Below are 12,002 nucleotides of genomic sequence, written 5' to 3'. Positions count from 1 at the left end.
GTATTCTGTGTGTTCTATCACCAATCCCCTAATCTGCTTATTTCCACTTTCTTACTGTACTGTTTCCCGTAATGTTATTTCGCTTATTTCTTAACATCAACCAACCTACAGAAAACCAATGAAGCTATGTAAAGAGCGGTTTACTCTCCTTTTTTTCGTATTGCTCCTGAGTTGCAGCGTCTCGTGGGCGCAACTCCTGAACGTACAGGGAAAAGTGACGGATGCAAGCCAGAGCGCCATTCCGGGTGCCAACGTTTTGATTAAAGGAACGAACAAGGGAACGATTACGGACGCCGACGGCCGGTATTCCATCAGTGTCGGCAAAGGCAGTGTGCTGGTGATCCAGTCACTCGGGTTTGTGGCCCAGAACATTACCGTGGGCGACCAGACGACCATCGATGTCGCCCTGGTTGAAGATGACAAAACGCTGGATGAGGTTGTCGTAACGGCATTGGGCATCGCCAAAGACAAAAAAGCCCTGGGCTATTCGGTGACGGAAGTGAAAGGGTCGGATTTTACGCAGGCCCGCGAAATCAACCTCGGTAACGCCCTGTCGGGGAAAGTTGCCGGGGTGAACGCAACCGCAACGGCAACAGGACCAGGCGGATCGAGCCGGGTCATTATCCGGGGGAACGGTTCGCTGAGTGGTAACAACCAGCCCCTGTACGTTGTCAACGGCGTACCCATCGACAACACGAACGTCAACTCCGCCGGTATGTGGGGGGGAACGGACACGGGTGACGGTTTGAACAGCATCAACCCGGACGACATCGAAACCATTTCGGTGCTGAAAGGGGGAACGGCTGCGGCTCTCTACGGTTCACGCGCTTCGAACGGGGTCATTCTGATTACGACCAAAACCGGGAAAGGCCAGAAAGGAATCGGGGTCGAATACAACGGAACTTATACGAGCGATCGCCCCTTCACACTGACCGACTGGCAGTATGAATATGGTCAGGGAATCCGGCAGGCCAAACCCCTGACCCAGCAGGAAGCCATCAACACGGGCGCTCAATCGTGGGGTGCCCGAATCGACGGTTCGCCGGTGATTCAGTTCGACGGCGTAACCCGGCCGTATTCAGCCCAGAAAGATAACGTCAAGAATTTCTACAACGCCGGCAGCACCTTCACCAACACCGTGGCGGTGGCCGGAGGAAACGAAGCGGCCAGCTTCCGTTTCTCAGCCTCGAACCTCGACTCGAAAAGCAGCATTCCGAACTCCGGGTTCAACCGGAAATCGTTCAACCTGAGCGCCAATGCCAACCTGTCGAAAAAAGTGCTTTTCGAGGGTGTTGCCCAGTATAATGTTGAAACCGGAACCAACCGGACCTTCCTGTCGGATACGCCTAAAAATCCGAACTACGGGGTGCAGATGATTGCCAATACCGTCGACATCCGTTCGCTGGATCCGGGTTACGACGCGCGTGGGTACGAGGCTCTCTGGAACAGCAGCGTGTATGCCCAAAACCCGTATTTTGTGGTCAACAAAGTCAAAAACGAAGACATCCGGAACCGCTTTCTGGGGTCGTTTTCGATGCGCTACAACATCACCGACTTCCTCTACATCCGGGGCCGGGTGGGTACCGATAACAACATGATGAAGTACCTGAGCATCGAACCGACCGGTTTGGCGTATTCGACGCTGGGGAGCATGAACCGTCGTCAGGTCCAGATTCAGGAAACTAACGCCGAAGTGCTGCTTGGGTTTAACAAAGAGTTCGGTGCTTTCTCGGTCAATGCCCTGGCGGGTGGCAACCGGATGCGTCGCTCGACGGAGGAAATGAGCTACAACGGCAGCCAGTTCAACGTGCCGTTCAACTACTTCCTCGACAACACCATCAACAAATCATCAGGCTACGGCTACAGCGGTTTTGGCATCAACTCCCTGTTTGCTTCGGCGGATGTAGGCTACCAGAATGTGCTGTTCCTGACCCTGACCGGTCGCCAGGACTGGTTCTCGACGCTGGCGAAGGCCAACAACAGCCTGTTCTATCCGTCGGCCGGTCTGAGCTTTGTGTTCTCCGACGTGCTGCCCAACAAGGGCAACTGGCTGAATTACGGGAAAATCCGCGCGTCACTGGCGCAGGTAGGGGGTGGTTATCCGAACCCATACGCCCTGAACCTGACCTACGCCCTGGAAGGCAACTCCTACGTGGGCAGTGTCCCGCTGATGCGCATCAACGGCGGAACCATTCCGAACGCCCTGCTGCAACCCAACACCTCGACGACGACGGAAATTGGTCTGGAAACCAAGCTGTTCAACAACAAACTGGGACTTGACCTGACGTATTATAACCGGGTGACGAAAAATGACCCGGTGACGGCGTCAACCTCGTCGGCTTCCGGCTACGGCAATGTGTTGCTGAACGTGGGCGAAGTCGTGAACAAAGGAATCGAGGTTTTGCTGACCGGTACGCCTGTCAAAGCGGCCAGCGGTCTGACGTGGAATGTGGCCTACAACATGGCGTACAACGATAACAAAGTCGTGAAAATCGCCGATGGTCTGAAACGCCTGGAACTCGATCAGTCGCGGACGCAAAGCGCGTATGTGTATCACTTTGAGGGTGAGCCTTATGGGATGCTGGCGGGGTATAGAGCCCTGAAAGATGCCAATGGCAACACGGTTTACAACACCGCCACCGGTGTTCCGATGCGCAGCGAATTTACGATGCTGGGCCGCGGTGTGCCGCCGTTGACGATGGGGTTGACCAACACCTTCAGCTACCGGAACTTCTCGATGAGCTTCCTGATCGATGCGAAATTTGGGGCCAAACTGTACAGTGCGACCAACTATTTCGCCTACGCCAGAGGCCTGGCCAAAGAAACGCTGGTGGGTCGCGAAGGCGGTTTGACCGTAACCGGTGTTTCGCCAACCGGCGATGCGTTCACGAAAACGTTTGCGGGCAAAGACGTTCAGGACTACTACAGCGGTCTGACGACGATCACCGACCAGTTCATCTACAGCTCGGATTTTGCCAAACTGCGCCAGTTGACGTTTGGCTACACCCTGCCGAAGTCATTCCTGGCAAAAACGCCCATTCAATCGGTTAGTTTGTCGTTCGTCGCCCGGAACCTGCTGTTATTGTACAGCAAAGTGCCGAATGTCGATCCGGAATCGACCTACAACAGCGGAAATGCGCAGGGACTCGAAATGTTCGGCGTACCACCGGCCCGCAGCTTTGGTCTGAACCTGATGGTTCGTTTCTAAGAACTACTGATCTTAACACTACAGCATCATGTTACAAACAATAAAAAGAAGACGACTGCCGATCCTGACGAGTCTCCTGAGCGCCAGTCTCCTGTTTTCCTCTTGCGATAACGGTTTTGAAGAACTCAACACCAACCCGAATGCCCTCACAACGCCGGTTATTCCCAACCTGTTTTCTTACAGCGTGGTGAAAACCGCCGGAACAGGCTACGAAAACCACCGGGGAAATCTGATTTATGCCGGTGCCATCATCCAGCATTTTGCTGCCCTGAATACTTACTGGTCGGGGGATAAGTACCTGTACAACGGGCCGTATTCGGATGCGTTTTTCGAGACGGCCTACGGTTCACACATCAAGGAACTTGAACAGATCATTGCCCTGACGAAAGACAATCCGGCGCAGTCTAACCTCTACAATGTGGCTCGGATTTTCCGGGTGTTTGCCTACCACCGCGTGACGGATCTGTACGGCGATATTCCGTATTCCGAAGCGGCAAAAGGCTACCTGAACAATACGTACTCGCCGAAATACGACAAGCAGGCCGACATTTATGCCGACATGCTCAATGAACTGGATCTGGCGGCTCCGGCCCTCGATGCCACCAAAACCGGGTACGGCGCGGGCGATATCATCTTCGCGGGGGATCTGACCAAATGGAAGAAGTTTGCCTATTCGTTGATGCTGCGGTTGGGTATGCGGCTCACGAAAGTAGACCCGGCCAAAGCGGAAACGTACGTGAAAAAAGCGATTGCCGGGGGCGTGATGCAGAGCAACGACGACATTGCCAAAGTGAACCATGCCGAGGGCGACGACAACAAACGGAACCTTGACAGCAACACGCTGCGGACGCAGGAATACGACGCAGCGAACCTGAAAGGCAATGCCAACAGCAAACTGAGCCAGACGTTTGTCAACTTCCTGAAAAACAACAACGACCCGCGCCTGCCGTTTATCGCAACCCTGTGGGAAGGAAATGCCGACCCGACGAAAGAAGCGGCAGCAACGAACCCGGCTTTGCAGAAAGGCTTGCCAAACGGGTATGACGTGACGACCATCAAAACGCTCATTCCAACCTGGACCGACCAGTCGATGGCGACGTATTCGGAAGCCAACCTGAACAAAATCGCCAGCAACTCGGCTCCGACGGTTTTCCAGAGCTATGCCGAAGTGGAATACCTGCTCGCCGAAGCCGCCGTTCGCGGCTGGGGTGACGGTCAGGCGGCTACCCATTACAACAAAGGCGTAACAGCGGCCATGAGCATGATGTCATTGTACGGCGGAACCATTCCGGCGGCTTCCATCACGGCCTACCTGACGGCGCATCCGTATCTGGCAACCGGTACGACGGCCCAGCAAATGGAGCAAATCGGCACGCAATACTGGGCGGTTAATTTCCTGAATTCGTACGAAGCCTACGCCAACTGGCGTCGGACGGGTTACCCGGTTTTGACCCCGACCAACTACGCGGGCAACGAAACCGGTGGCACGATCATGCGTCGGTTGCGGTATCCATCGTCGGAAGCCAGCCGGAACGCGGCTCAGTACAATGCCGCCATTGCGGTGCAGGGTCCTGATCTGTTTACGACCCGGATCTGGTGGGATAAACAATAAGTAACTTGTATAATTTCGTAACTTACGGGTTAATAGGCTGTCGCTATGTGGGCTTGTTAACCCGTAAGTCTTTTTAATGATTACTACCGTACACTTTCTTCGAATCGGGCGGCTTTCCAGCCTGATACTCTGTCTCATCGGTCTGCTGATCGCCCAACCCGCTTTGGCCCAGTTTACCCTGCTCAATCCCCAGCAAACCGGTGTGAAATTCGTGAACAAACTGGTCGAGACCGAAAAAAACAATGTGCTGGCCTACGAGTATTTCTACAACGGCGGGGGCGTGGCGGTCGGTGATTTGAACAACGACGGTTTGCCGGATCTGTACTTCACCGGAAACATGGTGGCCGACCGGCTGTACGTCAACCAGGGCAGTTTGAAGTTCAGGGATATTTCGTCTTCGGCGGGAATCGGCAAGGGGCTGGGCTGGAAAACCGGGGTGACGCTGGTCGACATCAACCGCGATGGCTGGCTGGATATTTACGTCTGCTACTCCGGCAGCGGCCGACCGGAACAACGGCGCAACCGGCTCTACATCAACAATAAAAATCTAACGTTTACGGATCAGGCCGCCCAATACGGACTGGATTTGCCAACCCACAGCACCCAGGCCGCTTTCTTTGATTACGACAAAGATGGCGATCTGGACTGTTTCCTGCTCAACCACAACATCAAGGATTTCAAGCGGTTCGATGCGGCTGCCGTAAAAGCCATGCGCGACGAGTTTGCGGGCGACCGCTTGCTGCGGAACGATAACGGAAAGTTCGTGGACGTCAGCGAAGCCGCCGGGATCAAAGGCAATCCGATCGGTTTCGGACTGGGCGTTGCCATTGCGGACATCAACCTCGATGGCTGGCCCGATATTTACGTTTCCAACGACTACATCGAACAGGATTACCTCTATCTCAACGACGGAAAGGGCCACTTTTACGATTCACTGGAAAAGTCGGTCGGGCATTTGAGCTACTTTTCGATGGGCAACGAGGTGACGGACATCAACAACGACGGCTGGCCGGATATTTTCACCCTCGACATGCTGCCCGAAGACAACCGGCGGCAAAAACTGCTTTACGGCCCGGAAAATTACGAAACCTACCAGAACATGCTCCGCAACGGGTTCGACCACCAGTTGATGCGGAATATGTTGCAGTTGAACACCGGCGTTCAAAAAGAGAACGGTTTTCTGGTGCCTAAATTCAGCGAAATCGGGCAACTGGCGGGTATTTCCAATACCGACTGGAGCTGGTGCCCGCTGTTTGCGGATTTTGACAATGACGGCTGGAAGGATCTGTACGTCACCAACGGCTACCTGCGGGATTACACCAACATGGACTTTATGAAGTTCTACGCCGACCAGCAATTGAAGATTGCGCGGGGCGATTCGACGGCCATGATGGACATTCTCCGACAGATGCCGTCGACCACAACCCAGCATTACATTTTCCGGAATACCGGCCAGTTGACGTTCGAAAACAAGGTAAAAGCCTGGGGACTGGATCAGAAAGCCCTTTCGAACGGGGCGGTTTACGCCGATCTGGACAGCGACGGCGATCTGGAAATCATCACCAACAACATCAACATTCCGCCCTCGATTTACCGCAACGACAGCCGGGTTTCGGAGCAGCATTATGTGCAGGTTCAGATTGGCGGCAGTCCGGCGGCACTCGCTGCCGGAACCAAAGTTTGGGTGTATAGCCAGGGAATGACACAGTATCAGGAGTTTAACCCTTCGCGCGGTTTTCAATCCGGTCTGTATACGCCCCTGCATTTTGGTTTGGGTAAAGCGACAATCGTCGATAGTCTGCGGATTGTCTGGCCGAATGACCAGACCCAGGTGTTGCGGGGGGTAAAAGCCAACCAAAAGCTGGTTTTGAAACCGGAAGACGCAGCGGGAAAATACGACTGGCACAGAACCGTCTCGGAGAAACCGGTTTTTACGGAAGTTCTGAGCGATTCGCTCCCGTACCGGCATACGGAAGACGCCTACAATGATTTCAAGCGGCAGTTGTTGATTCCCAATATGTTATCGTTTCAGGGGCCGCATCTGGCGAAGGCCGATGTCAACGGAGACGGCCTGATCGATTTGTATGCCGCCGGTGCGAAAGGCCAGCCGGGAAGCTTGCTTTTGCAGCAAAAGAATGGGAGCTGGCAAGTAAGTCCGCAATCCGCTTTCGATGCGGATAAAATGCACGAAGACACGGACGCGCTGTTTTTCGATGCCGACAGCGATGGTGATCCGGATTTATACGTCGCCAGTGGCGGTTTTGCCTATTTGCCCGACGATCTGCTGTTGCAGGACCGGTTGTACCGCAACGACGGGAAAGGGAATTTTACGCGGCAAACCGGGGCACTTCCCGACGAAACCATCAGTGATGGCTGCGTCGTTTCGCTGGACTTTGACAAAGATGGCGACCTCGATTTGTTTGTTGGGGGCCGGGTCATTCCGGGCCGGTATCCCGAACCCACCAGCAGCCGGATTCTGATCAACGATGGCAAAGGCATTTTTACCGATAAAACCGCTCAGCTTGCGCCCTTTCTAACCCAAATCGGTTTGGTTACCGACGCCGTCGCGCTCGACCTTGACCAAGACGGCTGGCAAGACCTTGTGATGGTGGGCGAATGGCTGCCCATCACCGTGCTAAAAAACGAATCAGGAAAATCATTCACTAACTCACCGCCCGGCGGCCCGGTCAATCGCTCAATCACTCAATCAAACGGCTGGTGGAACCGCATCGAAACCGCTGACCTGGACAACGACGGCGACCTGGATCTGGTGGTCGGCAATTTTGGCCGCAACAGCCAGATGAAACCGACCGAAACCGAGCCGGTTACGATGGTGTACGGCGATTTTGACCAGAACGAAGCCATCGACCCGTTCCTGTGTTATTACAACCAGGGCCGTTCGTATCCCTTGGTGAGCCGCGACGAAGCCCTCAACCAGCTTTTTCCGCTTCGCCGGAAATTTCCGACCTATCAGTCCTATGCCGACGCCACCCTGAAGGAGATCCTGACGCCGGAACAACTGACCCGGGCCGACACACTTCAGGCAACTACGTTCAGTTCTATCCTCCTGGAAAACAAGGGCGACGGCACCTTTGCCAAACACGACCTGCCCGTTGAAGCCCAGTTTGCGCCCATTTTTGCCCTGGCGCTGGTTGATTACGATGGCGACGGATTGAAGGATTTGCTGGTCGGGGGAAACCAGTCGTATACCCGCATCAAGATTGGCAAGATGGATGCCAATTACGGTTCGCTGTTTAAAAACAACGGAACATTCCGGTTTTCGTACGTGCCGCAGTCAAAGGCCGGTTTTCGGGTCGAGGGCGACGTGCGGGACATCGTCACTCTGGAACAGAATAACACCCTGACCATCTTATTTGGCCGCAATAATGACAGCATCCGGGTTTACCAAAAGACCCGTTGAGTATGAAAAAAAGACTCCTATTTCTGTTGCTGCTGGGTTGCAGCCACACCCTCCGGGCCGAACCGCCCGGGGTGGAGACGGAAGCGGCAGCTTACGCGAAAACCTTGAAAAAACTGACCGATGTCATGGTCAACGACGTCACCGGCCCCTGCGCATCGGCCCGGTATTATGCGTACGCGAACCTGGCGGCCTACGAATTGCTGTACCAGCAAAAACGCCCGGCCAGTTATGTCCCTTTCGGCGGTTTGCTGCGCAGTTATCCGGCGTTTGCCGGACCGCCGGACGCCCAAATCGACGCCCGGTTTGGTAGTTTGTACGCCCTTTTGCGCATGGGGGAGGAGTTGTTGCCGTCGGGCTATACGCTTGAAAAAGACCGGCTGGCGTTGGTGAAAGAGGCCAAAAACCGGTTCCGGTTGACGGACGCCCGTATGCAGGCCACGCGGGCCTACGCCGACACGCTGGTAAAAAAACTCGTCCGGTATGCGGCTCAGGACGGCTACATCAAAACGAGCGGTTATCTGCGTTTCACGCCCACGAACGAACCGGGTTACTGGCAACCGACGCCCCCGGCCTACTCGGAAGCGTATGAGCCCCATTGGCCCAAATTACGCCCTTTTCTGCTTGATAGTGCGTCGCAGTTCCGGCCTTTGCCGATGGTGAAGTACGACGAAAGAACTGGATCGCCGTTTTTTCAACTGGCAAAAGAAGTCTACGACACGACCCGCGCACTCACCGATCAGCAACGTCACATCGCCAATTTCTGGGACTGCAATCCTTTTTTCCTGAACCAGAAGGGCCACGTCAGTTTCGGAACCAAGAAAATTACGCCGGGCGGACATTGGATGGGCATCACCAGCATCGTTTGCCTCCAGCGGAACCTGTCGCTGGCCGAAACCGTTCGCTGGCACACGCTGGTGGGGTTAACGATGGCCGATGCGTTTATCTCGTGCTGGGAAGAAAAATACCACAGCAACCGGATTCGTCCGGAAACCTTTATCAATCAGCATCTTGATCGGGATTGGCGACCGATGCTGCAAACGCCCCCGTTTCCGGAATACACCAGTGGACACAGCGTAATGTCGGCAGCCATCGCGACGGTTTTGACGACACTGGCCGGTGGGCCGGTCACCTATACCGACACAGTGGAACTGGAGTTTGGGATTCCGGCCCGGTCGTTCCGGTCGTTTGAACAGGCCGCCAGCGAAGCCGCCGTTTCCCGTCTGTACGGTGGGATTCACTTCCGGGATTCCATTGAAAACGGCGTGGCACAGGGCAAGCAGATCGGACGGTTTTTTATCCAAAAGATGGGAATTAAATAGGCGTCCGCTGATCGCGATTAGCACTGAAATGGAGATCACCGGCCGTCGCCGTTGCAATCCGGAATTCAGTAACACTTTTAAGACACCGTGAACAGCGTGTGAGTATGTATAGAAAAAGTAGACTAGTGGTTTTGTTGGTGTTACTCAGCGTCTGGAATCGGTCAACGCTACACGCGCAGGCCGTCGCCGAAAAGTACGCCATCATCCCGTATCCGACGTCGCTGACCCCCAAACCGGGTCAGGTGGTTCTGACGCCGGAAACCGGCATCGTCATCCCGAAATCTGCCGCCCTTTTTCGGCGGGAAGCGGACTTTTTGCGCACGATGCTGGAAACCGGTTTTGGAAAACCGCTGGCGAAGGCCGTCAAACCGACGGCGACACAAATCATTTTTCAGTATGACGCCGGATTGACGGCACCGGAAGGTTACCGCCTAGCCGTTACGCCCAAAACCATAGCGTTGACGGCAAAGGAACCGGCGGGGATGTTCCGGGCCATTCAAACGCTGCGGCAGTTGCTACCGGTAGCGTTGGAAAATCGGTCAAATTTCCCGGTCCAAACGCTGGCGGTTCCGGCGGTGCAGATTGAAGACCAACCGGCGTATGCCTGGCGGGGGATGCACCTGGACGTCTCGCGGCATTTCTTTTCGATGGCGTATCTTCGAAAGTTCATCGACCTGTTGGCACTGTACAAATTCAATAAATTTCACCTGCACTTGACCGATGACCAGGGCTGGCGGATCGAAATCAAAAAATACCCGAAACTGACGGAAATAGGGGCCTGGCGGACGTTCAACAACCAGGATTCGGTAGTGCTGGACCGGGCGAAAACCAACCCGGATTTTGCCTTGCCATCGAAGCACCTGATTCAGAAAGACGGGAAAACGCTGTACGGCGGTTTTTACACCCAGGCCGAGATGAAGCAACTCATCGCTTACGCGGCCGACCGGCACATCGACATTGTTCCCGAAATCGACATGCCGGGCCATTTGGCGGCTGCCATCAAAGCGTATCCGTTTCTGAGCTGCACCGGGAAAGAGGGGTGGGGCAAGGATTTTTCGGTGCCGATTTGCCCCTGCAATGAAACGACCTACGAATTTACGCAAGCGGTGCTGGATGAGATCATGGCCTTGTTTCCAGGTCCGTATGTTCATTTGGGAGCCGATGAGGTTGAAAAAACAACCTGGGCGCAGTCGGATGCGTGTAAGGTGCTGATGCAGCGGGAAGGGCTGAAGGATGTCAACCAATTGCAGAGTTATTTTGTCCACCGCATGGAAAAATACGTTCAGTCGAAGGGCAAGAAGCTGCTGGTCTGGGACGATGCGCTGGAAGGGGGGATCAATGCCTCGGCGACGATCATGTACTGGCGGAGCTGGGTGAAGGATGCACCGGTGAAGGCTGTCAAAAACGGCAATCCGGTGGTGATGACGCCCGTCAACACGCTGTATTTCGATGTCTTACCCAACAAGAATTCCCTTGACAATGTCTATCATTTCAACCCGATCCCGGCTGGCCTGACCGCGTCCGAAGCCTTGGCGATTCAGGGGGCGCAGGCGAATATCTGGACGGAATACATTCCCTCCGAAAACCGGGTCGACTACATGACCATGCCCCGAATGACGGCTCTGGCCGAAGCGATCTGGACGAAAGAAAACCGGTATGAGGACTATTTACAGCGGCTAAAAAGCCACTATCCCCGGCTGGACGCGTTGAATGTCCACTATCGTCTTCCCGATTTATCCGGGTTTACGGAAGATAATGTGTATGTCGACAAAGCCCTCTTTGCGGTTCAGAAACCGGCCAATCACCTGATTATTCGCTACCGCACGGACGGTTTGCAACCCGATTCGACCTCAACGGTTTTACCCGAATTTCTGCCCATCACGCAGTTGACTACGGTGACGTTTGCCGCCTTTACGCCCGGTGGTCTGAAAGGCGATACGTATACCGCCCGGTTTCGGCAACAGGCGTTGGCAGAGCCTGTCATTGCCCGAACGACGCAACCCGGTTTGCAGGTTCATTACTACGCCGGTTCGTTCAAAAATTCAAAAGGAATGGCGTCGGCGACGGTTACGGATAGTCTGACAATTCGCTCGATTCAAGTACCGGACCAGGCCACGGCACCCAGTTTCGGACTCCGGTTTCGGGGGTATCTGGCCATTCCGGAAACCGGTGTTTATAGCTTTTTTCTGACCTGTGACGACGGTGGTGTCCTGCGCATCGCCAACCGCGAGGTGGTTGACAACGACGGACAACACGGCCCGATTGAGAAAAGCGGGCAGGTCGCGTTGAAGGCGGGTCTGCACCCGGTCGAACTGGACTTTATCGAAGGCGGAGGAGGGTATACCCTCAAACTGAAATACAGCAAAGGCAACGAAGAGCCCCGGGAGGTGCCTTCGAACTGGCTACTGCATTGATTAAGAGAAGGAAAGTTTTATTTGTATC

General features: G+C 54.7%; 5 protein-coding genes. All 5 read left to right on the top strand.

Annotated features, from left to right (window positions below):
* The first annotated feature begins 118 nt into the window (after positions 1-118).
* The gene (locus FH871_RS13895; protein WP_138992041.1) at positions 119-3,208 is read left to right on the top strand and encodes a SusC/RagA family TonB-linked outer membrane protein; all 3,090 of its coding nucleotides are present in this window, start codon (positions 119-121) and stop codon (positions 3,206-3,208) included.
* Between the two features lie 28 nt (positions 3,209-3,236).
* Positions 3,237-4,820 carry a SusD/RagB family nutrient-binding outer membrane lipoprotein gene (locus tag FH871_RS13890; protein WP_138992040.1) on the top strand — a complete coding sequence of 528 codons (1,584 nt, stop codon included), beginning with the start codon at positions 3,237-3,239 and terminating at the stop codon, positions 4,818-4,820.
* A gap of 76 nt (positions 4,821-4,896) precedes the next feature.
* Positions 4,897-8,241, top strand: coding sequence for a VCBS repeat-containing protein (locus FH871_RS13885; RefSeq protein WP_138992039.1), 3,345 nt, complete (start codon positions 4,897-4,899; stop codon positions 8,239-8,241).
* A gap of 2 nt (positions 8,242-8,243) precedes the next feature.
* Positions 8,244-9,560: a vanadium-dependent haloperoxidase gene (locus FH871_RS13880; RefSeq protein WP_138992038.1), complete on the top strand. Its 1,317-nt coding sequence runs from the start codon at positions 8,244-8,246 to the stop codon at positions 9,558-9,560.
* Between the two features lie 104 nt (positions 9,561-9,664).
* On the top strand, positions 9,665-11,974 hold the full coding sequence (locus tag FH871_RS13875; protein ID WP_138992037.1) for a family 20 glycosylhydrolase: 2,310 nt from the start codon (positions 9,665-9,667) through the stop codon (positions 11,972-11,974).
* The last annotated feature ends 28 nt before the right edge of the window (positions 11,975-12,002 follow it).

It is taken from the genome of Larkinella sp. C7 (assembly GCF_006149005.1).
In the GTDB taxonomy this organism is placed as follows: Bacteria; Bacteroidota; Bacteroidia; order Cytophagales; family Spirosomataceae; genus Larkinella.
Note: the sequence above shows the minus strand (reverse complement) of the source record. Positions and strands in the feature narration are given on the sequence as shown.